General features: G+C 63.5%; 26 protein-coding genes and 4 tRNA genes. 24 read left to right on the forward strand and 6 right to left on the reverse strand.

Annotated elements, in window-relative coordinates; translation table 11 throughout:
- Position 1: 1 nt before the first annotated feature.
- Entirely contained in the window at positions 2 to 361 is a 360-nt protein-coding gene (locus ACSW29_RS09725) for a hypothetical protein (protein ID WP_448277133.1), read from the forward strand.
- An 81-nt stretch (positions 362 to 442) separates the two neighbouring features.
- Here ACSW29_RS09725 and ACSW29_RS09730 read toward each other — a convergent pair whose 3' ends face one another.
- Together ACSW29_RS09730 and ACSW29_RS09735 are read right to left on the reverse strand one after the other, a co-directional pair.
- Positions 443 to 832 carry a VOC family protein gene (locus ACSW29_RS09730; protein WP_317825147.1) on the reverse strand — a complete coding sequence of 130 codons (390 nt, stop codon included), beginning with the start codon at positions 830 to 832 and terminating at the stop codon, positions 443 to 445.
- Positions 833 to 861: 29 nt separating this feature from the next.
- A complete protein-coding gene (locus ACSW29_RS09735; protein ID WP_024487301.1) occupies positions 862 to 1755 on the reverse strand; it encodes a 1,4-dihydroxy-2-naphthoyl-CoA synthase in 894 nt (297 codons plus the stop codon).
- An 83-nt stretch (positions 1756 to 1838) separates the two neighbouring features.
- Here ACSW29_RS09735 and ACSW29_RS09740 point away from each other — a divergent pair, with 83 nt between their 5' ends.
- From ACSW29_RS09740 to ACSW29_RS09750, 3 genes are read left to right on the forward strand one after another with little or no spacing between them, the layout of a single operon-like run.
- Complete coding sequence (locus ACSW29_RS09740) at positions 1839 to 2483, forward strand: PaaI family thioesterase (protein WP_317825148.1); 645 nt, start codon at positions 1839 to 1841, stop codon at positions 2481 to 2483.
- Between the two features lies 1 nt (position 2484).
- A complete protein-coding gene (locus tag ACSW29_RS09745) occupies positions 2485 to 3480 on the forward strand; it encodes an o-succinylbenzoate synthase (RefSeq protein ID WP_317825149.1) in 996 nt (331 codons plus the stop codon).
- Positions 3481 to 3528: 48 nt separating this feature from the next.
- Complete coding sequence (locus ACSW29_RS09750) at positions 3529 to 3975, forward strand: DUF6918 family protein (protein ID WP_230812140.1); 447 nt, start codon at positions 3529 to 3531, stop codon at positions 3973 to 3975.
- Between the two features lie 66 nt (positions 3976 to 4041).
- Here ACSW29_RS09750 and ACSW29_RS09755 read toward each other — a convergent pair whose 3' ends face one another.
- Together ACSW29_RS09755 and ACSW29_RS09760 are read right to left on the reverse strand one after the other, a co-directional pair.
- A complete protein-coding gene (locus ACSW29_RS09755; RefSeq protein ID WP_317825150.1) occupies positions 4042 to 4869 on the reverse strand; it encodes a siderophore-interacting protein in 828 nt (275 codons plus the stop codon).
- A 58-nt stretch (positions 4870 to 4927) separates the two neighbouring features.
- Positions 4928 to 5530: a flavin reductase family protein gene (locus ACSW29_RS09760; protein WP_317825151.1), complete on the reverse strand. Its 603-nt coding sequence runs from the start codon at positions 5528 to 5530 to the stop codon at positions 4928 to 4930.
- 68 nt (positions 5531 to 5598) lie between these two features.
- Here ACSW29_RS09760 and menD point away from each other — a divergent pair, with 68 nt between their 5' ends.
- The 4 genes from menD to ACSW29_RS09780 all read left to right on the forward strand — a co-directional run bounded on the left by menD (position 5599) and on the right by ACSW29_RS09780 (position 9602).
- Complete coding sequence (menD, locus tag ACSW29_RS09765; protein WP_317825152.1) at positions 5599 to 7212, forward strand: 2-succinyl-5-enolpyruvyl-6-hydroxy-3-cyclohexene-1-carboxylic-acid synthase; 1614 nt, start codon at positions 5599 to 5601, stop codon at positions 7210 to 7212.
- The gene (locus ACSW29_RS09770) at positions 7209 to 7652 is read left to right on the forward strand and encodes a DUF3592 domain-containing protein (RefSeq protein WP_317825153.1); all 444 of its coding nucleotides are present in this window, start codon (positions 7209 to 7211) and stop codon (positions 7650 to 7652) included. Before menD ends, ACSW29_RS09770 begins: the two co-directional genes overlap by 4 nt.
- A gap of 68 nt (positions 7653 to 7720) precedes the next feature.
- The gene (locus ACSW29_RS09775) at positions 7721 to 8866 is read left to right on the forward strand and encodes a glycosyltransferase family 4 protein (protein ID WP_317825154.1); all 1146 of its coding nucleotides are present in this window, start codon (positions 7721 to 7723) and stop codon (positions 8864 to 8866) included.
- Between the two features lie 37 nt (positions 8867 to 8903).
- Positions 8904 to 9602, forward strand: coding sequence for a demethylmenaquinone methyltransferase (locus ACSW29_RS09780; RefSeq protein ID WP_003941879.1), 699 nt, complete (start codon positions 8904 to 8906; stop codon positions 9600 to 9602).
- 16 nt (positions 9603 to 9618) lie between these two features.
- Here the strand turns inward: ACSW29_RS09780 and ACSW29_RS09785 are convergent, their stop codons facing one another.
- Positions 9619 to 10881: a geranylgeranyl reductase family protein gene (locus ACSW29_RS09785; protein ID WP_411742499.1), complete on the reverse strand. Its 1263-nt coding sequence runs from the start codon at positions 10879 to 10881 to the stop codon at positions 9619 to 9621.
- A gap of 104 nt (positions 10882 to 10985) precedes the next feature.
- Here ACSW29_RS09785 and ACSW29_RS09790 point away from each other — a divergent pair, with 104 nt between their 5' ends.
- Positions 10986 to 12035 (forward strand): polyprenyl synthetase family protein, encoded by a 1050-nt coding sequence (locus ACSW29_RS09790; RefSeq protein ID WP_317825156.1) that lies wholly within the window; start codon positions 10986 to 10988, stop codon positions 12033 to 12035.
- 153 nt (positions 12036 to 12188) lie between these two features.
- Positions 12189 to 13052 carry a zinc metalloprotease HtpX gene (gene htpX / locus ACSW29_RS09795; RefSeq protein WP_448277426.1) on the forward strand — a complete coding sequence of 288 codons (864 nt, stop codon included), beginning with the start codon at positions 12189 to 12191 and terminating at the stop codon, positions 13050 to 13052.
- A 70-nt stretch (positions 13053 to 13122) separates the two neighbouring features.
- On the opposite strand, the gene ACSW29_RS09800 is transcribed toward htpX, so the two are convergent.
- On the reverse strand, positions 13123 to 13614 hold the full coding sequence (locus ACSW29_RS09800; RefSeq protein WP_003941854.1) for a YajQ family cyclic di-GMP-binding protein: 492 nt from the start codon (positions 13612 to 13614) through the stop codon (positions 13123 to 13125).
- Between the two features lie 224 nt (positions 13615 to 13838).
- Between ACSW29_RS09800 and ACSW29_RS09805 the strand changes: the two genes are divergently transcribed.
- The 14 genes from ACSW29_RS09805 to rplL all read left to right on the forward strand — a co-directional run bounded on the left by ACSW29_RS09805 (position 13839) and on the right by rplL (position 21078).
- Positions 13839 to 13921: transfer RNA gene (locus ACSW29_RS09805), tRNA-Tyr, on the forward strand.
- Positions 13922 to 14250: 329 nt separating this feature from the next.
- Positions 14251 to 14323: transfer RNA gene (locus ACSW29_RS09810), tRNA-Thr, on the forward strand.
- Positions 14324 to 14368: 45 nt separating this feature from the next.
- Positions 14369 to 14441: transfer RNA gene (locus tag ACSW29_RS09815), tRNA-Met, on the forward strand.
- A 61-nt stretch (positions 14442 to 14502) separates the two neighbouring features.
- Positions 14503 to 14670, forward strand: a complete 168-nt coding sequence (gene rpmG, locus ACSW29_RS09820) for a 50S ribosomal protein L33 (protein ID WP_003941903.1) — start codon at positions 14503 to 14505, stop codon at positions 14668 to 14670.
- Positions 14671 to 14756: 86 nt separating this feature from the next.
- Complete coding sequence (gene hadA, locus ACSW29_RS09825) at positions 14757 to 15311, forward strand: (3R)-hydroxyacyl-ACP dehydratase subunit HadA (protein ID WP_019744315.1); 555 nt, start codon at positions 14757 to 14759, stop codon at positions 15309 to 15311.
- A complete protein-coding gene (hadB, locus tag ACSW29_RS09830; RefSeq protein WP_317825157.1) occupies positions 15298 to 15723 on the forward strand; it encodes a (3R)-hydroxyacyl-ACP dehydratase subunit HadB in 426 nt (141 codons plus the stop codon). The genes hadA and hadB overlap by 14 nt, the downstream gene beginning before the upstream one ends.
- Before the next feature lie 173 nt (positions 15724 to 15896).
- Positions 15897 to 15969: transfer RNA gene (locus ACSW29_RS09835), tRNA-Trp, on the forward strand.
- Between the two features lie 31 nt (positions 15970 to 16000).
- On the forward strand, positions 16001 to 16504 hold the full coding sequence (gene secE / locus ACSW29_RS09840) for a preprotein translocase subunit SecE (RefSeq protein ID WP_448277134.1): 504 nt from the start codon (positions 16001 to 16003) through the stop codon (positions 16502 to 16504).
- Between the two features lie 84 nt (positions 16505 to 16588).
- Complete coding sequence (gene nusG / locus ACSW29_RS09845; RefSeq protein WP_050655835.1) at positions 16589 to 17446, forward strand: transcription termination/antitermination protein NusG; 858 nt, start codon at positions 16589 to 16591, stop codon at positions 17444 to 17446.
- Between the two features lie 66 nt (positions 17447 to 17512).
- Positions 17513 to 17947: a 50S ribosomal protein L11 gene (rplK, locus tag ACSW29_RS09850; RefSeq protein WP_003941896.1), complete on the forward strand. Its 435-nt coding sequence runs from the start codon at positions 17513 to 17515 to the stop codon at positions 17945 to 17947.
- A gap of 109 nt (positions 17948 to 18056) precedes the next feature.
- Positions 18057 to 18776 (forward strand): 50S ribosomal protein L1, encoded by a 720-nt coding sequence (gene rplA / locus ACSW29_RS09855; RefSeq protein WP_003941982.1) that lies wholly within the window; start codon positions 18057 to 18059, stop codon positions 18774 to 18776.
- Positions 18777 to 18899: 123 nt separating this feature from the next.
- A complete protein-coding gene (locus tag ACSW29_RS09860) occupies positions 18900 to 19592 on the forward strand; it encodes a hypothetical protein (protein WP_230812148.1) in 693 nt (230 codons plus the stop codon).
- Between the two features lie 436 nt (positions 19593 to 20028).
- The gene (gene rplJ, locus ACSW29_RS09865) at positions 20029 to 20613 is read left to right on the forward strand and encodes a 50S ribosomal protein L10 (RefSeq protein WP_003942074.1); all 585 of its coding nucleotides are present in this window, start codon (positions 20029 to 20031) and stop codon (positions 20611 to 20613) included.
- Between the two features lie 78 nt (positions 20614 to 20691).
- The gene (gene rplL, locus ACSW29_RS09870; protein ID WP_003941857.1) at positions 20692 to 21078 is read left to right on the forward strand and encodes a 50S ribosomal protein L7/L12; all 387 of its coding nucleotides are present in this window, start codon (positions 20692 to 20694) and stop codon (positions 21076 to 21078) included.
- Positions 21079 to 21119 lie beyond the last annotated feature (41 nt).

Genomic DNA, 21119 nt, shown 5'->3' on the forward strand with positions numbered 1-21119 from the left:
GATGACTACTCTCGCCGAAGATCGCCGTGAGGAATTCAAGAAGAACATCGCAGAGTTGAAGCTGGACAAGAAGCAGGCAGGCGGCGACGCGGCGACGCGCATCGCGGGCCTGGTGCTCATGGTCGTCGGAGTGGTCGGCGCCTTCGTCGTCTACATCTCTTCGCTGACGCTTTCGGACCTGCGGGATCTGGTGTCGTACCAGATCCTCACCGTGGTTTTCCTCGCCCTGACAGTGGTCGGTGTTGCGCTCTTCCTGGCCGCATCGGTGGCAAAGGTATTGCGGCTGTGGCTGGTTCGTCAACTACTCGAGGGTCAGGCCCAGAGCGATCAGATCTCGCAGGCGCTGAGCACGCGCAACTGATCTCTGCGAAGAACCGACAGATGCCCGCCACGGAAGTTCGTGGCGGGCATCTGTCTCTGCTCGGCTACAGCTGTGTCTCGACTACACGGACGGCGGTCGGGAATCGCGTCGGATGGGATGGTCCTCCGGGATCTGCACCATCACGATCGGCGTCCCGTCCGGGTCGGCAATCCACATCTCGTGCAGTCCCCACGGTTCTTGTCTGGCCTCGCGGGCGATCTTGACCCCGGAGAGAACCAGTTCGGTCTGAGCGGCAGTGAGGTCACGGACCTGCAGCCAGATCGCGCCGCGAAAGCCACCCTCGCCGGTGCCGCCGTGCGCAGCGACTTCGATCAGCCCTTGGCCGGCGAAGAAGACTGTGCCGCCTGGATATTCACGAGCGATCGCCAGGCCGAGGGTGTCCCGGTAGAAGCTCAGCGTTCGTTCGTACTCGCTCGGGCGCAAAATCGTCCGACTGCTCAGAATCTCCACGTCCGACCTCCCCTCTCTTCACTACTGTCTCAGAAATACCAGGGATATGGTGACCAGTCGGGATCACGCTTTTCGAGGAACGAGTCGCGACCCTCGACGGCCTCGTCGGTCATGTATGCCAAACGGGTTGCCTCACCGGCGAACAACTGTTGACCGACCAACCCGTCGTCCTGCAGGTTGAACGCGTACTTGAGCATTCGCTGCGCCTGCGGCGACTTGCCGTTGATCTTGCCGGCCCAGTCGATCGCGACGTTTTCGAGTTCGGCGTGGTCGACAACCTTGTTGACGGCGCCCATCTGATGCATTTCCTCGGCGGTGTACGTCTCACCCAGGAAGAAGATCTCGCGGGCGAACTTCTGGCCCACCATCTTTGCCAGGTAGGCGCTGCCGTAGCCGCCGTCGAAGCTTCCGACGTCGGCGTCGGTCTGCTTGAACCGTGCGTGCTCGCGGCTGGCGAGGGTCAGGTCGCACACCACGTGCAGGCTGTGGCCGCCGCCCGCAGCCCAGCCGTTGACCAGGCAGATCACGACCTTCGGCATGAAGCGGATCAGGCGCTGGACCTCGAGGATGTGCAGGCGCCCTGCGCGTGCCTTGTCGACGGTGTCCGCCGTTTCTCCTTCGGCGTACTGGTAGCCGCTGCGACCACGGATGCGCTGGTCTCCGCCGGAGCAGAACGCCCAACCGCCGTCCTTCTCGCTCGGTCCGTTGCCGGTGAGGAGCACCGCGCCCACGTCCGAGGTCATCCGGGCGTGATCGAGCGCGCGGTACAACTCGTCGACGGTGTGCGGGCGGAACGCATTACGCACTTCCGGTCGGTCGAAGGCGACGCGAACGGTGCCTTGGCTGACATGCCGGTGGTAGGTGATGTCGGTGAGGTTCTCGAATCCGGGGACGGGGCGCCAGAGCTGCGGGTTGAAGGTCACCTGAGTCACGATAGAGGCAAGCGTCGCGCGTCTAACGGATACCTGAGGTAGAACACGTTCCCGGGCGCGCTAACGTGCAGGTCATGAGCGAACAAACCGCAGATGGCACGGAGATCGTCACAGACGGTGAGAACCGGGGCGGATTTCCGCGGTTCCGGCACACTCCCGCAGGTCCGGACTTCGGCCGTTTCGTCGAAGCGATGCGCAGGTTGCAGGACCTTGCGGTCTCGACCAACGTGCCCGACGACGTACTCGCAGACATCGCTACGCAGGCCGAGGAACTTGCCGATCGGTTGACGCCGTACGAGGTCCCGGAAGGCAAGTCGCCCGCGGGTTCCAACATTCAACTGCCCGGTCGCGGCAGCCTCCTCATGCTCCCGTGGATGGTCGAGAAGTTCGACACCGAAGGAGTCCGCAGTACCGGTGTCTTCCGCCGCTACCACCTGGGCGGCAACGGCGCCGCTCACGGAGGTGTCCTGCCCCTGCTTTTCGACGACGTCTTCGGGATGACGGTCCACGCGGGTGGCCGTCCGATCTCCCGCACCGGCTACCTCCACATCAACTACCGCGCCATCACTCCGCTCAACACACAACTGGTGATCGAGGGGAAGGTGGATCGGGTCGAGGGTCGCAAGACTTTTGTCAGCGCGCGCCTGACGGACCTCGACGGCAAGCTCCTCGCCGACGGTGAGGCGCTCATGATCGAACTGCTTCCAGGACAGCCCTGACATGTTCCCCTCGTTCGACGATCTGATCGCGGACGCCGCGGTGCTCGCGCTGCCGATGCGAGTTCGCTTTCGCGGCATCACGACTCGTGAGGCCTTGCTCGTTCGTGGCCCGGCCGGGTGGGGAGAATTCGCCCCGTTCGTCGAGTACGACGACGAAGAGGCGTCGCAGTGGCTGCTCGCGGGTATCGAAGCGGCGTGGCTGGGTCCGCCGCCGGCGCTTCGTGATGCAGTTCCCGTCAACGCGACAGTGCCGGCGATCGACGCGTTTGCCGTTCCGGAATTGCTGGAGCGCTTCCCCGGGGCCCGGACCGCCAAGGTCAAGGTCGCCGAGAAGGGGCAGTCTCTGGCGCAGGACGTCGCGCGGGTGAACGAGGTGCGTCGGCACATCCCGAACGTACGCGTCGACGCCAACGGCGGTTGGGGTGTGGACGAGGCGATCACGGCTTTGCGTGCGATCACCGAAGACGGTGAACTCGAATACGCCGAGCAGCCGTGTGCAAGCGTCGAGGAGCTGGTCAGGGTCCGCGCGGCGGGGACCGGTGTGCGGATCGCTGCCGACGAGAGCATTCGCCGTGCCGAGGATCCCCTGCGCGTCGTACGAGCCGGGGGAGCGGACGTAGCCGTCGTGAAGGTGCCGCCGCTGGGCGGAATGCGTGCTGTGGTGGCGCTGTCGGCGCAGCTGGCGGACTACGGGGTGCCGGTGGTGGTCTCGAGTGCGCTGGACACGGCTGTGGGGATGTCAGCGGGGCTGGCGGCCGCGGCAGCCTTGCCTTCGCTTCCGTTTGCCTGCGGCCTCGGCACCGGCGGCCTGTTCGTCCGGGATGTCGCGGTTACCGGGGCAGCTGTCGACGGTGCTTTGTCGGTGGGTGCCGTCGAGCCTGATCCGGTTCTGCTCGAGACGCTGGCCGCATCCGCGGACCGACGCGACTGGTGGCTGAAGCGGGCTCGGCGCTGCCATCGGATACTCGGCAGTAGGGACCAGCCGAATTTCGTATAGTCTCGGGCGCGACCTGATGAACATCAGTGAAGAATGAAGGGATCGAAAGTGGTTGCAGCTCTGAACGAAACCCTGCTCGAGGAATCACGGGTTCCCGCGGTCGTCGCGGACGTGCAGACCTTGATCGACGCAGAGGTTTCGGATAAGTCGGGGGCCTCAGGGCTGGCTCTCAAGGGTGGCTACGGCGCGGTCAAGAAGGTGAGCCCGTCCATCGTGCCGGACGCCGTCACCGCGCTTCTGCCGGCTTTCGTGTCAAAGCTCGAGCCGTACTGGCAGGACTTCTCGGCTTCCGGCGAAGGTAGCTTCGCCGATTTCATCAGCGCCCGCGGTGACGCGGTTGCCGATTCCCTCCTCGAGGTGACGGACGAGCGTATCGACGGCAGCGACAAGGCCGTCGTCAAGTCGATGTACTCGAAGCTGCGCGGTTCGGCCAAGAAGCATGTGACTGCAGCTCTGCCCCGTCTGGGCGAGCTGATCCAGAAGCACGCTGCCTAAGCGAACATAAAACAACGAGCGGCCCGGGAGAATCTCCCGGGCCGCTCGTTGCTTTTGATGTGTCCGTCAGTGAGCCGAATGGCCGTGGCGCCAGAAGCCGGTGAAGGTGATGTCGGTTTTGGCGAACTTCCGGTCGTTCACGAGATGCCGACGCAGCCCGGTGGTAAGCGCCTGTTCGCCGGCGACAAACGTGTACGACGGCCCCTCTGGCAGTTTGGCATCGCGGACGGTCTCGAGGGTCAGAACACCCGGTGTCGTGTGTTCTTCCTCGCGAACCAGCCAATGAACATTGACGTTCACCAGCTCCGGAATGTCTTGCTTGTCTTCGATGTTCGGAATCTCGACGAAGACCTCGGCACGCAGATCTGCGGGCGCGGTTTCCAGAATGCCGATGATCGCGGGAAGCGCACTCTCGTCGCCGACGAGCAGTTGCCACGTGGCCTCGGGAGTGGGGTTGTAGATGCACCCCTCGTCCAGGAGGGCGACCTTGTCGCCGGCCGACGCGGCGTCCGCCCACGCGGATGCCGGGCCGATGTCCCCGTGGTAGGCGAAGTCGATGTCGATTTCCGTGGTCTCGCCGAAGAGGCCTGATCCGGCCGCGCGGTAGGCGCGAATCGTGTAGTTGCGCACGACAGGTCGCGTGTCCTTGGACATCAACAGATACTGCGCGTACCAGAGATTGCTTGCCGCGCTCGGCAACCGGAGTTCACTCTGACCGAGTTGCGGGATGAACATGCGGAACCACTGATCGGCACCCATCGGTGCGATGGTGGACAGTTCCTCGCCCGCAATGGTCACTCGGATGAAACTGGGGCTGATTCGCTTGTTCGCCACGACCTGCGCCGACACGATGCTGCGTGAGGCCGGTTTCACGAACTTGGCGCGCTTGGCCATGACTGGTTGCTCCCTGATTATCTGTTACTCGTACCTAATCAGGTAACCCTAACCTGATTTAGTGTCGCTGTGGAGTGGTGGGTCTGTCCTTTTCGACGACTTCGGGCGGAAGGCCCCACTGTGCTCGGCCCAATCGACTCATCGGCGCGATAGCCGCGAAGTCCGGTAGGCCGTCGTCGGCCACGGCTTCGGGACGAACAGCGACCGCGACCACATTTCCCATCACGACAAACGAATTGCCGACCTCGATGACCTGGTGGAGCGTGCATTCGATGGCGATCGGGGAGTCGGCGACCCGGACGGGGCGAACCCGCTCACTAGGCTCACTCGCGATACCGAGCTCGAGAAATTCGTCGGCATCGGCGTCGTAGAAAGCCGAACTGGCGTTCACGACGTCCGCGAGAGGAGCCGTCGCGAGATTGACGACGAATTCGCCGGTCACTTCGATGTTGCGCAGACTGTCCTTGCGCCCGACCGACGTGAACTGCACGATCGGCGGCGCCGAACTGGCCACGGTGAAGAAGCTGTACGGAGCCAGATTGCCTACGCCGTCGGCCGACACCGTGGACACCCACGCAATCGGCCGGGGGACCACCGAAGCGGTGAGTAACTGGTAGAACCGGCGGGGTTCGAGCTCGGCTGGATCGAAGAGTGTGCGCACCCCCACATAATGCCGCTGTCCCCGCCCCTGGGCATGCTTGGGCCTGAACATCTGACACTCTTGAAGGCGTGAATCCGTCCACTGCACAAGCCACAGCCGTCGTCGACGAACTGGTTCGTGGTGGCGTGCGTGAAGTCGTGCTGTGTCCAGGCTCTCGCAACGCGCCCCTCGCATTTGCCCTACAGGCTGCCGACCTCGACGGCCGGTTGCGTCTGCACATGCGGATCGACGAGCGGACCGCAGGCTTTCTGGCACTCGGACTGGCAATCGCAGGGAAACGACCGGTCCCCATTGTGATGACCTCCGGGACCGCCGTCGCCAACCTCGGACCCGCTGTCCTCGAGGCCAACTATGCGCGAGTGCCGCTCGTCGTCCTGAGCGCGAACCGGCCGTACGAGATGCTCGGCACCGGCGCCAACCAGACCGTCGAGCAGCTTGGGCTCTTCGGCAGTCAGGTTCGCGCAACCATCAGCCTGGGCCTGGCCGAAGACGATTCGACGCAGAACAGCCAGTGGCGCTCCGCGGTCTGCCGTGTCCTCGCCGCTGCCCGCGGAACCCGATCCGGAAACGCGGGCCCCGTGCATTTCGACATCCCGCTCCGTGAGCCGCTGGTGCCGGACGTGCACGTCCAGGGACCGGTTCCGGAGGGCCGTCCCGGCGGTGCGGCCTGGACCACCACGCAGAACGCGACGCTCGACGTTCCGGTCGATCTGGACCTCACCGCGGACACGGTGGTCATCTCCGGACACGGCAGTGCACTTCGACCCGAGCTGGCCGGCTTGCCGACGGTGGCCGAGCCGACGGCTCCGATGCACGGGATCGCGCTGCATCCACTCGCTCTCTCGCAACTCAAGCCCAAGCAGGCCATCATCACCGGCCGCCCGACGCTGCATCGCCAGGTCTCGAAGGTGTTGGCCGACCCGAGCGTCGACGTCTACGCGCTGACAACCGGGCCGCGCTGGCCTGACGTGTCCGGCAACGTACTCGCCACCGGTACCAGGGCAGTGATCACCGGAACGCCAGATCCCGCGTGGATCGCTCGGTGCGCCGCGCTGACCGAACACGCCGAAACTGCCGTGCGTAAGCAACTCGACGCCCACCCCAAGGCCACCGGCCTGCACGTCGCAGCGGCCGTGATGGATGCGTTGGTGGACGGTGACCAGCTTCTGCTCGGCGCCTCCAACCCCGTTCGCGACGCGGCCCTCGTGAGCTACCCCAAGCCCGCCGTGCGGGTGCTGTCCAACCGCGGCGTCGCAGGTATCGACGGCACCGTCTCGGCGGCGGTCGGTGCCGCACTGGCGTACGAGGGTGGCCGGACCGTCGCTCTCATGGGCGACCTGACATTCCTGCACGACGCTTCCGGACTGCTGATCGGGACCGGTGAGCCGAGGCCGAGCGACCTCACCATCGTCGTCGCCAACGACGACGGCGGCGGCATCTTCGAGCTCCTCGAACAAGGCGACCCGCAGTACGCCGGAGTCTTCGAGCGAGTGTTCGGAACACCGCACGGCATGGACCTCGCTGCGCTCTGTGCGGCGTACCGCGTGCCACACGGAGCCGTCACCGTCGACGCCCTGGCCACGACGCTGGCGCAACCTGCCAACGGGATCCGTGTTCTCGAGGTCGCGACAGATCGCAGTGGGCTGCGCGAACTCCACGCTTCTGTGCGGGCACAGCTGTGACACAAACAGTTCTGCGTCGGCTCCGCATCGGCGTGCTGGTGGTTGCCGTCGGCATTTCGGTGCTCGCGGTCATCCTCGTTCTCGGTGCCTGGCGCAACGATCGGACCATCGAATCGAACATGGGGACCGCAACCGCCGAGGTGCTCTCGGCGGGCTCGCTTCGGTCGGCGATCAGCTTCGTGACACCGGACGGCGCAAATCACAACCCTGAACTCGGCGTGCTCTACCCCACCAATCTGACTGTGGGACAACGCATCGAGGTGGAGTACTACAAGACGGAGCCCGACCTGGTCAGGGTAGCCGGACGCAATGCGACCGTGGCGCTGATCCCGGCCGGATCCGTGATCGTCGTGACGTGGCTTCTGGCTGGACCGTCGATCTGGTATCTGCGCAAGCGGGAAGCGGGGGCTCCGCGATCGGCGCCGGTCGCCTCGAGTTAGTTCGCGCTTCGCCCGAACTTCACACGAACATGACGTGGACTTTTCCTGGCCCTGTCACCGTTCTCGGTGTGAGAGTAGCCATCGTTGCGGAGTCATTCCTGCCCAACATGAACGGCGTCACCAACTCGGTACTACGCGTGCTCGAACACCTCGATCGCACTGGCCACGACGCCATGGTCATTGCGCCGGACACTGTCGGATCCGATACCTCTGCCGCCACCGAACACGAAGGTGTTCAGGTGGTTCGGGTGCCCGCCGTCATGGTGCCCAAAGTCAGTTCACTTCCCGTCGGCCTGCCGCAACCACGATTGACCACGGCCGTGCGGACCTTCTCGCCCGACGTCGTGCATCTGGCGTCACCGTTCCTGCTCGGCGCCGGGGGAGTGGCCGTCGCCAAGCGGCTCGGGATCCCGACCGTCGCGGTCTACCAGACCGACGTCGCCGGATTTGCCGAAAGCTACGGTCTCGGCGTCACCAGTCGCGCCGCGTGGGCGTGGACCCGTCGAATCCACAAGAGCTGCAACAGGACCCTTGCGCCCTCCACGTCGGCAGTCGACGCCCTCGAAGAGCACGGCATTCCGCGCGTGCACCGATGGGCCCGCGGAGTCGACGCACAACGATTCGCGCCTTCGCGTCGTAGCTCGGCGTTGCGGCAGTCCTGGATCGGCGACAGCGACCGGTTGGTGGTCGGTTTCGTCGGTCGCCTCGCGCCCGAAAAGCACATCGAGCGACTGGCCGTGCTGGCGGCCGACCCCAGCGTGCAGATCGTGATCGTCGGAGACGGCCCGGATCGCGGGAACCTACAACGACTGATGCCGGACGCGATCTTCACCGGACAACTCGGCGGTACCGCGCTTGCTGACGCGTACGCCAGCCTGGACGTGTTCGTTCACCCCGGCGAGCACGAGACCTTCTGCCAGGCGGTTCAGGAAGCCCTCGCGAGCGGTGTGCCCGTCGTCGGACCGGACGCCGGTGGCCCCCGTGATCTGATCTCGCATTGCCGCAACGGCTACCTCCTGCCGACGGACAGGTTCACCGAACTCCTGCCAAGCGCCGTCGACGCACTTCGCCAGCGTGATCTGCGAGTGCAGTTCGGCTCCGCGGCGAGGCGCTCGGTGCTGCACCGGACCTGGCCGGCAATCTGCGAAGAGTTGCTCCGTCACTACGAGGACGTGCAGGGCCTCGGGCGGCGAACGGGTGCCAGAGCAGCCTGAACGCCCTCGCTGCCCGAGGGTTGGTAGCGTTTCGGGTGTGGCCACTACACACGGAACCCGAGCAACTCTCGAGAAGCAACCGCACGAAGTCGCGTCGATGTTCGACGACGTCGCGGAGCGATACGACCTCACCAACACCGTGCTGTCCTTCGGCCAGGACAAGGGGTGGCGCAAGGCCACCCGCGAAGCCCTCGACCTCAAGCCGGGCGAGAAGGTACTCGACCTCGCCGCCGGAACCGGAGTCTCGACCGTCGAACTGGGGCGCTCCGGTGCCTGGTGCGTCGCCACCGACTTCTCCAAGGGAATGCTCAAGGCCGGAATCTCACGCAAAGTTCCGATGGTCGCAGGTGACGCGATGTACCTGCCCTATGCCGACAACGTGTTCGATGCCGCGACGATTTCCTTCGGCCTGCGCAACGTCTCCGACTTCGAAGCCGGACTGCGCGAGATCGCCCGGGTAACCAAGCCTGGCGGACGCCTCGTCGTCAGCGAGTTCTCGACGCCAGTCTTCGGGCCGTTCCGCACGGTCTACATGGAGTACCTCATGAAGGCGCTCCCGCAGGTCGCACGCACCGTCAGCAGCAACCCCGACGCCTACGTCTACCTCGCCGAATCGATCCGCGCCTGGCCGACCCAGGAAGAGTTGGCCCGCAAGATCGAGGCTGCCGGGTGGAAGAACGTCAAGTGGCGCAACCTCACCGGCGGCATCGTGGCGCTGCATTACGCCACTGCCTGACCCGCACAGCAATTGCTCAACCGAACAGCGGTCGCGAGTCGATCTTTCTCGACGCGGCTCCTGACGCGCGCCAGGCCTTCGCCGTCAGATCGGCGTCGGCATCGGTGACGAGGTTTCCCATAACCCGGACGGCAACCGTCATCAGTGCTCGTGAACGCATCGCAATCGGACCTGACGCGGGCAGGAACTGCGGAACAGTCAGCAGGCCTGCGAGCCGGCGCGCGACCGAGAACGCCTGACCGTAATGCTCCCGAAGCACGGTCGGCCACAGCTGCGTCAGGTCGTCGGCGCCGAGCTGTTCGACCACCAAACGTCCGCCTTCGAGGCCGTAGTCGATGCCCTCACCGTTGAGCGGGTTCACGCACGCTGCGGCGTCGCCGATCACGGCCCAGTTGCGTCCGGCGATGTTGGAGACGGCGCCGCCCATTGGCAGCAAAGCCGAAGCTACGGAATGTATTTCGCTGCTCCACTGCCACTCGGTTCGGCGCTGATCGGTGTACAAGTCGAGCAGGGGACGCAGGGCGCCCGGCGCCGGACGCTTGGACGTCGCCAGTGTCCCGACGCCGATGTTCACCTCGCCGGTGCCGAGCGGGAAGATCCAGCCGTACCCCGCCTGCAACGTGCCCTCCGCGTCCCGCAGTTCCAGATGCGAGGTGATCCACGGATCGGCGCTGCGCGGCGTCGCGACATACGCGCGTGCCGCGACGCCGTACGCGGTGTCCCGGTGCCACTGACGACCCAGCTTCTTGCCGAGCGTCGAGCGAACGCCGTCGGCGATGATCAGCGTCCGACAACGAAGGGTGCTGCGTCCCGAAGGGCCGGCGAGCACGACGGCGGCTACGCGATCACCGTCGAGTTCGACGTCGACAGCCTTGGTGCCCTCGACCATGACCGCGCCGGATTCGACGGCGCACCGGCGAATGGCGTCGTCGAGTTCGGTGCGGGGGATGGCACTGCCGATCGGTGGGAAGGATGTTCCTGGCCACTCGAGTTCGAGTTCTTGACCGAAGCCGGACAACCGCAGGCCCTTGTTCGTCGTATGTGACCGAACCCACTCACCGAGGCCGAGGAGATCCAGTTCGGCTACGGCGCGCGGAGTGAGTCCATCACCACAAGTCTTGTCTCGCGGGAACACGGCAGCGTCCACCAGCACGACGTCTCGGCCGCTGCGGGCGGCCCATGCAGCGGCCGAAGAACCCGCGGGACCTGCGCCGATAACCACAATGTCGGTTTCGGTCGGAAGCGAATCGACGACGGGGGACTGCTCTTCTACGGACACACTCACATCTTCCCAGGCTCGCGATCGCCACCGTGGCGAGGCCGTCCCGAGCGCGAACCGCTAGGTTCACTACCGTGGGAACCGAGCCGTCACTGACGACAGGAATGGGTACTGACATCGTGAGCACCGAAAAGACTGCTGCCGACGCAACCGCATCGAGCACCGTCGTTGCAGGCATCGACCTGGGCGACGAACAGCTCGCCGCAGTAGTGCGTGGTGGACTCTCCGATGTCGAGGAGTTGTTGGTCAGCGAGCTGTCCGACGGCGAAGACTTCCTCACCGAGGCAGCGCTGCACCTCGCGCGCGCCGGGGGAAAGCGCTTCCGTCCGTTGTTCACGATCCTGACCGCGCAGCTCGGACCGGTGCCGAACGATCCGTCGATCATCACCGCAGCGACCGTCACCGAACTCGTTCACCTCGCAACGCTCTATCACGACGACGTCATGGACGAGGCGTCCATGCGGCGCGGGGCACCCAGCGCAAACGCCCGCTGGGGAAACAGCGTGGCGATCCTGGCCGGCGACTACCTGTTCGCACACGCGTCGCGCCTGGTGTCGACGCTCGGGCCCGAAGCAGTTCGGATCATCGCCGAGACCTTCGCCGAGCTGGTCACCGGCCAGATGCGCGAGACGATCGGCGTCAAGAAGGAGCAGGATCCGGTCGAGCACTACCTCAAGGTCGTGTGGGAGAAGACCGGTTCGCTGATCGCTGCCTCCGGACGATTCGGCGGCACCTTCTCCGGCGCCGACGCAGCTCACATCGAGCGCCTCGAGCGCCTGGGTGATGCCGTCGGCACCGCATTCCAGATCTCCGACGACATCATCGACATCTCGTCCGTATCGGCGCAGTCCGGTAAGACACCTGGCACCGACCTACGCGAGGGCGTCCATACCCTGCCCGTCTTGTACGCGTTCCGCGAAGAAGGAGCCGACGCGGATCGCCTGCGGGAGCTGCTCGCGGGCCCGGTTACCGAAGACGCCCTGGTAGAAGAAGCCCTCGAACTGCTCGAACGTTCGCCGGGCATGGCCAAGGCGAAGGCAAAGCTGGGTGAGTACGCCGTCGCGGCGAAGGCTCAGTTGGCCGAACTGCCCCAGGGGCCCGCAAACGAAGCGCTGGTGCGTCTCGTGGACTACACGATCGAACGAGTCGGCTGACACCTCGACGAATCGGGGCTACCGGGTGGAAACCCGGACGAGCTCTGGGTGGGAACCCTGATGACCCTGTCCTTCGTTGACTGAACAGACCCGGTGCACACGCCGGGGAGTTCGGGTGAGCCTTCGGCTCCGGCGAGGCAAGAGGTGAGCGGTTTGCACGGCTACGCGAACGGTGCGAAGACATTCGGGTTGTTGGTGGGGATGTCGGCGCTGATCGTCTTCATCGGCTCGCTGTTCAACAGCCCGTTCCTCCTGTGGGGATCCGTTCTGTTTGCCGTAGGCATGAATGCCTACGTGTACTTCAACAGCGACAAGCTGGCTCTTCGGTCGATGCGCGCCCAGCCCATCACCGAGGTCGAGGCACCGGCGATCTACCGGATCGTGCGCGAACTCGCCACGACGGCGCACCAACCGATGCCCAGGCTGTACATCAGCCCCACGAACGCCCCGAACGCGTTTGCCACCGGTCGTAGCCCTCGTCATGCCGCGGTGTGCGTGACCAGCGGCATCATGCAGATCCTGAACGAACGCGAATTGCGGGCCGTGCTCGGGCACGAACTCTCCCACGTCTACAACCGGGACATTCTGATCTCGTCCGTGGCCGGCGCGATGGCCAGCGTCATCTCGGGCCTGGCCAACTTCGCGATGTACGCGAGCATCTTCGGCGGACGAGGGAACGGGCAGGGAAGTAATCCGATCGCGCTGCTGCTCGTTTCCCTCCTGGGACCGATAGCGGCAACCGTGGTCAAGCTGGCCGTCTCGCGCTCTCGCGAGTATCAGGCGGATCAATCGGGAGCCGAGCTCACCGGTGACCCGTTGGCGTTGGCGTCGGCGCTGCGCAAGCTCGAGTCGGGCGTCGCGGCCGCGCCGTTGCCGTCCGAGCCGAAGCTCGCGGCGCAGTCCCACTTGATGATCGCCAACCCCTTCAGGGCGGGGGACAAGGTGAGCAAGCTGTTCTCGACGCATCCGCCTATGGCGGACCGGATCGAGCGTTTGGAGAAGATGGCGGGGATGTAGGGCCTTCGGCCCCTGTGCGCCTTTCTGGTCGTCGGAACTACCAAAAAGGCGCACAGGGGCGCAGCCCCTACTACCGGTAGTTCACGAACTGCAGGGCGATCCCGAAGTCCTCACCCTTGAGCAAGGAGATGACACCCTGGAGGTCGTCGCGCTTCTTGCTGCTCACACGAAGTTCCTCACCCTGGATCTGCGCCTTGACGCCCTTGGGGCCCTCGTCGCGGATCTTCTTGGTGATCTTCTTCGCGTTCTCGCTGCTGATGCCCTGGACCAGGGTTCCGGACAGCTTGTAGATCTTTCCGGATTGCGCCGGCTCGCCGGCATCGAATGCCTTCAGCGAAATGTCACGACGGATCAACTTCTCCTTGAACACGTCGAGGGCGGCCAGCAGTCGCTCCTCGGTGTCGGCGTTCAACGTGATCGTCTCTTCACCAGACCACTCGATCGACGCTCCCGTGTTTCGGAAGTCGAAACGCGTGGTCAACTCCTTGGCAGCCTGATGTAGGGCGTTGTCCACCTCTTGACGGTCAACCTTGCTCACCACGTCGAAGGACGAATCAGCCACTTCACACTCCCGCTTTCCGGTAGTTCACGAACATCGAGTTCCGCCCACCTTCCATACCGGTGGACACCTCGACGTTATCGGGTCGGCACCGCCCGTTACCACCCGGTTTGCAAAATGGGGGTGTGTTCGTTGTATTCTTCTCACCGCACCGAGGAAGCCGTTTTCGGCCGCCGCACGTCGCGATATACTTGCGAATGCGCCGGATCGAAGCCTGGTGCAAGCACGGCAGATTGCCCGAGCGGCCAATGGGAGCGGACTGTAAATCCGTCGGCTTATGCCTACGTAGGTTCGAATCCTACATCTGCCACACCAAGTCAGCCCCGATTCTCTTTCCGAGAATCGGGGCTGACTTTTTTGTGCTTGTGCCGAGGTCGAGCGCGCGTTGGCGACGCAGGAGCCGGCTGCGGCTCAGGGGCGTCGGGGGCGCAGGGGCCTCGGGATGGGCCCCGGGGGATGGTTTCGGGGGAGTGCGGGGCCAAGTTGGTTCCCGCAAAGCCCTCGCCACAGGCCCCGATCGGTGCAAGAATGGGCTCCGGCACCATTTTTGCCCCGATGACCAGCGGATTTGGTGCTGGCGCTCGTTCGTGTGTAATCTTTCGGAGGCTTCAAGAGAGCGGCAACGCGCTCCTGAGCCACGCCCCCTTAGCTCAGTCGGTAGAGCGTTTCCATGGTAAGGAAAAGGTCAACGGTTCGATTCCGTTAGGGGGCTCGCTGGATTGTGGTGCCGTGCTTTCCGCGCGACACTCGACACCGAGGCGGTGTAGCTCAGTTGGTAGAGCAAACGACTCATAATCGTTGCGTCGCCGGTTCAAGTCCGGTCACCGCTACACAATATGCATGATCCACCCTGATTGCTCGTAATCAGATACACCCGAAAGAAGGCATCCCGTGGCCTCCTCGACCGACGTTCGGCCCAAGATCACCTTGGCCTGCGAGGTATGCAAGCACCGCAACTACATCACCAAGAAGAATCGGCGCAACGACCCCGATCGCCTGGAGCTCAAGAAGTTCTGCCCCAACTGCGGAACCCACCAGTCGCATCGCGAGTCGAAGTAGTAAGTCCTTAACAGGACGACGATTTTCGCGGAAGACCCTCTCCGGGCCTGCGTCTTCGGGTCCTAGCTAGAAGAGAGTCTCACCGCGTGACAGATTTGCAAGAGAACCAGGCAGCGGCCGAGGTCCCTACGGACCCGGCCGCTCATGCCGTCCAGATGGTCGGTCACCACTATCGTGTCGAAGACTTCTACGAGGTCGGACGCGAGAAGGTGCGCGAGTTCGCTCGCGCCGTCCAGGACGCGCATCCCGCGCACTACGACGAGTCGGCAGCCAAAGGCCTCGGATACGACGGTCTGATCGCTCCCATCACTTTTGTCGCGATCGTGGGTGCCATTGCTCAGCGACGTCTGTTCGAAGAGATCGTCACAGGCTACGACTTGAGTCAGATTCTTCAGACCGATCAGCGTTTGGTGCTGCACAAGCCCATGCAGGTCGGTGACCGACTCTTCTGCGATGTCTTCCTGGATTCGTTCAGGCAGGCCGCAGGTAGCGACATCATCGTGACCAAGAACATCATCACCGATCAGAACGACGAGGCAGTTGTCACCACGTGGACAACGCTTGTCGCTCGAACGGGTGGGGAAGTGGACGAGAACATCGCCCACGCAGTCAAGGACGTGATGATGCATGTCGCTTCGTAAATTCTCCGACGTGAGTGTCGGCGAACTTCTCCCCGAGAAGTCCGTCACCCTGACACGCGGAAACCTCGCCAACTATGCCGGTGTCTCGGGAGATCCGAACCCGATTCACTTCAGCGACGAGGTTGCACGACTTGCCGGCTTGCCGGACGTGGTTGCGCACGGCATGCTCTCCATGGGCATCGGTGCCGGATACGTCACCGAATGGCTGGGAGATCCGGGCGCAGTGACCGAGTACAACGTACGGTTCACGAGCCCGGTCATCGTGGCGGCCGACAAGGCTGCCGAGATCGATTTCACCGCCAAGGTGAAGTCGATCGACGAAGAAAGCAAGACCGCAGTACTGGCAATCGTGGCCAAGTCCGAAGGAAAGAAGATCTTCGGTCGTGCCACTGCCACGGTCCGTCTAGCCTGATCGCAGGGCGGATTGTGTTTGTTCCGGGGCTTTGAAGTACACTGAGATTTCTGGGATTCCTCAGCGCTGCGCGCTGCCCTGAATGTTGCAAGACATTCACCTCGGGTAGCGCGTATGTTGTGTGATCGCAGAACGGTTGATTCAGGCAGGGTTCACCTGTCGAGGTCGACCAAAGGGGCGTAGCTCAACTGGCAGAGCAGCGGTCTCCAAAACCGCAGGTTGCAGGTTCAAGTCCTGTCGCCCCTGCCCCCGGATGCCAGCGACTGAGAGGAACGACGTGAGCGAGGAGCGCGCCAAGCGCGACGCCGACACTTCGGATGCGGAGACTTCAACGTCTGCCGATTCGACCGGTGTCGACGACACTGCAGCTGACGCGACTACGCGTTCCGATCTGTCGCTGGACAAGGACGGTGCCGAAGAGGTCCCCTCCGCACCCAGTGGGGTTTCCAACAAGCCGACCGGCAAGCGCGCTGCACGCGGCACCTCGGTCAGCGCGTCCACCGTGAAGACTCCGGCCCGGACGGCATCCCGAACATCATCGGCCAAGCCGACTGCAACGAACCCCGGCAAGAAGCCCAAGGCGAAGAAAGACAACATCTTCAAGCGCCTGCGTAAGTTCTTCCGCGAGGTCATCGCAGAACTCCGTAAGGTCATCTGGCCGAACCGCAAGCAGATGATCACCTACACCAGCGTCGTGCTGACGTTCGTGGTCTTCATGGTCGCTTTCATCAGCGGCGTCGATATCGCTGTGATCAAGGGTGTCACCTGGCTGTTCGGCTGATCGCCGTAGCAGCCGGGCGTCTTTGCCTGCGAGCGCGACAAGACCCGACCCGGGTCCGAGTAACGAGAGGAAGCGAGTGCCCCAGTGAGCACCCCCGAGAACGACACGAATGAGGCTTTGGCCGAAGAGCGTGTTTCTGCCGAGGCGGCAGCCGAAGTAGACGTCGTGGTTGCCGAAGGCACCGATGCAGACGTTGCCGAAGGCACCGATGCAGACGTTGCTGAAGACGCTGCCGACACTGCAGCGACCGAGGACGTCATCTCCGACGATGCCGAGAACTCCGACGAGGCCGCTCCCGCCGCCGAGCTCGAGGTCGAGGATCCCGTTGCCGAACTCAAGGCTGCGCTGCGTCGCGCCCCGGGCGACTGGTACGTCATCCACTCGTACGCCGGTTACGAGAACAAGGTCAAGACCAACCTCGAGACTCGCGTTCAGAACCTCGATGTCGGTGACTACATCTTCCAGGTGGAAGTTCCCACCGAAGAGGTCACCGAGATCAAAAACGGTCAGCGCAAGCAGGTCAACCGCAAGGTCCTGCCCGGATACATCCTCGTTCGCATGGAGCTCAACGACGAGTCGTGGGGCGCCGTGCGCAACACACCTGGCGTCACCGGGTTTGTCGGTGCCACGTCGCGTCCCTCACCGCTGACCCTCAACGAGGTCGTCAAGTTCCTGCTCCCGCAGCAGGAGCAGAAGAAGCAGCAGGCTGCAGCGGCCGCCGTCGCAGCAGGCGAGGCACCGTCCGAGTCCTTCGGCAAGCCCCTCATCGAGGTCGACTTCGAGGTCGGCGAGTCGGTCACCGTCATGGACGGCCCGTTCGCAACCCTTCCGGCCAGCATCAGCGAGGTCAACGGCGAGCAGCAAAAGCTCAAGGTTCTCGTGTCGATCTTCGGTCGTGAAACCCCGGTTGAGCTCAACTTCAACCAGGTCGCGAAGATCTGACCACCCCAAAACTTGCAATTTGTTCGACGCAAGACACACACCCAAGCTAGAAACTAGGAACTAGAGATGCCCCCAAAGAAGAAGAAGCTCGCCGGGCTCATCAAGCTGCAGATCCAGGCAGGTCAGGCTAACCCTGCACCTCCCGTGGGTCCCGCGCTCGGTCAGCACGGCGTGAACATCATGGAGTTCTGCAAGGCCTACAACGCGGCGACTGAGTCCCAGCGCGGCAATGTTGTGCCGGTCGAGATCTCGGTCTACGAAGACCGGACCTTCGATTTCAAGCTGAAGACCCCTCCCGCCGCCAAGCTGCTCCTCAAGGCAGCCGGCGTCGCCAAGGGCTCCGGCGAACCGCACAAGACCAAGGTCGCCTCGGTGACCATGGATCAGGTGCGCGAAATCGCGAAGACCAAGGCTGAAGACCTCAATGCCAATGACATCGAGCAGGCCGCGAAGATCATCGCCGGCACCGCTCGTTCCATGGGCATCACGGTCCAGGGCTAGTAGTCCGCTCCACAGCATTCCGTGGGAGGGCCGGCCAGGCCCCGACCACAACTGAACCATTCACCACTGCACAGGTAATTCGCTGCAGTGATAAGTAAGGACAGAACAAATGGCAAAGCGCAGCAAGGCGTACCTCGCCGCCGCTGAGAAGATCGACGCAGACAAGCTCTACAGCCCGCTTCAGGCTGCAAAGCTCGCCAAGGAGACGTCGTCCACCAAGATGGATGCAACCGTTGAGGTTGCAGTTCGTCTGGGCGTCGACCCCCGTAAGGCTGACCAGATGGTCCGCGGAACGGTCAACCTGCCCCACGGCACCGGTAAGACCGCTCGCGTCATCGTGTTCGCTGTTGGCGAGAAGGCAGCAGAAGCCGAGGCTGCAGGCGCTGACGTAGTCGGTGCAGAAGACCTGATCGAGCGCATCCAGGGTGGATGGGTCGATTTCGACGCCGCAATCGCGACTCCTGATCAGATGGCCAAGGTCGGCCGCATCGCCCGTGTCCTCGGACCGCGTGGCCTGATGCCGAACCCGAAGACGGGCACCGTCACGGCGGATGTCACCAAGGCTGTCAACGACATCAAGGGCGGAAAGATCAACTTCCGCGTCGACAAGCAGGCCAACCTGCACTTCGTCATCGGCAAGGCATCGTTCGACGATGAGAAGCTGGTGGAGAACTACGGCGCAGCCCTGGACGAGATCCTGCGTGCGAAGCCCTCGTCGGCCAAGGGCCGCTACGTGAAGAAGATCACGGTCTCGACCACCACCGGTCCGGGCATCCCGGTGGATCCGAACCGTACTCGCAACCTCCTCGAGGATGCTGCAGACGCGTAAGCAGTCCGCATACGAACAAGAAGGCCGGCAGGGATCATTCCCTGCCGGCCTTCTTGTCTGTTGTGGGCGAGGTCCGCCTCGCTGTGCAGTGGCATCCGGTACAGCAGTGGCATCATCGGGTGTATGCACGAAGCGTTCCAGTTCCTCGGAAACTTTTGGTGGCTGATCTTCGTTTTCGGCGGCACCATCGGTGGGGCGCTGAAAGGTGTCGCGGTTGCCAACGAAAGGCGGATCGAGCGCCGGCAAGAGCGCTTCCGGCTCAAGCAGCAGACCAAGGTCGCCATCGCGCAGGCCAACGCACAACATCACGCCGACGAAGAAACACAGCGTCGAGAGCTGGCCAAGGCAATCGAGCAGCACGATGCGGTCGACGCCCGATGGTTCTCGTACGAGCTCGACCCGGTCACACTGCTCGACACTCCGATGATGACGGACATGCGTGAGCCTTTGACGGCCGATTTTCATCGAGCCAAATATCGTGCCGATCTGCTCCGTCCAGGCAATCCGGAGACGATGATCGGTAACCAGCAGGCACAAACCGAGTACCGCGAGGCGGTGCACGCTTACTCGATCGCCTTCGAGATCGCAGAGGCGGAGGCGAAACGTCGCCGTCGGAGCGGATTCACCCTCGACGAACAAGAGCGCCTGGTACGGGCGCAACGTCTGCTGCGACTGGCCATGGACGATGGCGCGACGCCACAGGAACGTCAGAGTGCGTATCGGAAGGCCCACAAGGAACTCGACGGGCTGCTGGTGCTGCCGGACCGAGCTCGGGCAGAGATCGAACACAAGATCGCCAGGGCTATCGGTGCTTGAAGAAACGGGGTGCGTGAAGAAACCAGGTGCGTGACGAACCCGATTTGGTTATGCAGCAAGTAGTCAGGTAGTCTTCGACGCGGAGTTCAGTGCTGGATATGAACTTCACCCCAAAATCATGTTCTACCCAAGACCGTTGGTGATTGCACTCAGTAATGAGTGTGGTTGAAAGTCCGGGAGTGCCCGGCGGCCCACGTAGGTGAACGAGGTAGGGGGATAGCTTGATGTAGTGGTTCTACAGTTTGCCTGGTTATGCACCGCTTTGCGTTGCATGGTTACGCTGATTCGTAAGCCTCTTCTTCATGTTTCCTCTGTACGCCCCGTGCGCTTGCGCCGGGGCGTTTTGCATGTCGCGGACTGTGTCTTCTCGGGTTCACCCCGATGAGGTGCAGCGGTTCCTGAGTGGGACAACGACTGTCACGAGAGGAGGCGAAGTATGGCAAAGCCTGAGAAGGTTTCCGCAGTTGCGGAAATCACCGAGCAGTTCAAGGGTTCGACCGCCGCTGTGGTCACGGAATACCGTGGCCTTTCGGTTGGCAACATCACGACACTGCGACGCGCTCTCGGAGAAGGTGCCACCTACTCCGTCGCCAAGAACACCCTGGTCAAGCGTGCCGCCGCAGAGGCCGGCATCGAGGGCCTTGATGACCTGTTCGTTGGTCCGACCGCCATTGCATTCATCAAGGGCGAACCGGTCGACGCTGCGAAGGCTCTGAAGAACTTCGCTAAGGACAACAAGGCGCTCATCATCAAGGGCGGCTACATGGACGGCGCTGCGCTGTCCGTGGAAGAGGTCAACAAGATCGCGGATCTCGAATCCCGCGAAATCCTGTTGGCAAAGCTTGCCGGCGCGATGAAGGGCAACTTGGCAAAGGCCGCAGGCCTGTTCAATGCTCCCGCTTCGCAGATGGCCCGTCTGGCCGCTGCCCTGCAGGAGAAGAAGGCTGCAGAAGGCGGAGCCGCAGAGGCCCCCGCAGAGGCTGCCACCGAGGCTCCGGCCGAGGCCGAAGCCGAAAGCTGATCCGCACCCGCGCATCACTGCTATAACCCCGCCCGGTCGCGGATCAGCGACATGGGACTTACAGGAAGGACCGCCACAATGGCGAAGCTCAGCACCGAAGAGTTGTTGGACCAGTTCAAGGAGCTCACCCTCCTCGAGCTCTCGGAGTTCGTTAAGGCATTCGAGGAGACCTTCGAGGTCACCGCTGCTGCTCCCGTCGCCGTCGCCGCTGCAGGCGCACCGGCTGCCGGCGCAGAAGCTGCTGAAGAGCAGGACGAGTTCGACGTCGTCCTCGAGTCGGCTGGCGACAAGAAGATCCAGGTCATCAAGGTCGTCCGTGAGGTCGTTTCCGGCCTCGGCCTGAAGGAAGCCAAGGACCTCGTCGAGAGCGCTCCGAAGGCGATCCTCGAGAAGGTTGCCAAGGACGCCGCAGAGGCTGCCAAGGAAAAGCTCGAAGCTGCCGGCGCAAAGATCGTCATCAAGTAAGACGGTTTTCCCGCTGCTCTTCGCGAGTAGTAACGAAGAGG

The sequence above is a fragment of the Rhodococcus sp. GB-02 genome, from assembly GCF_053470465.1.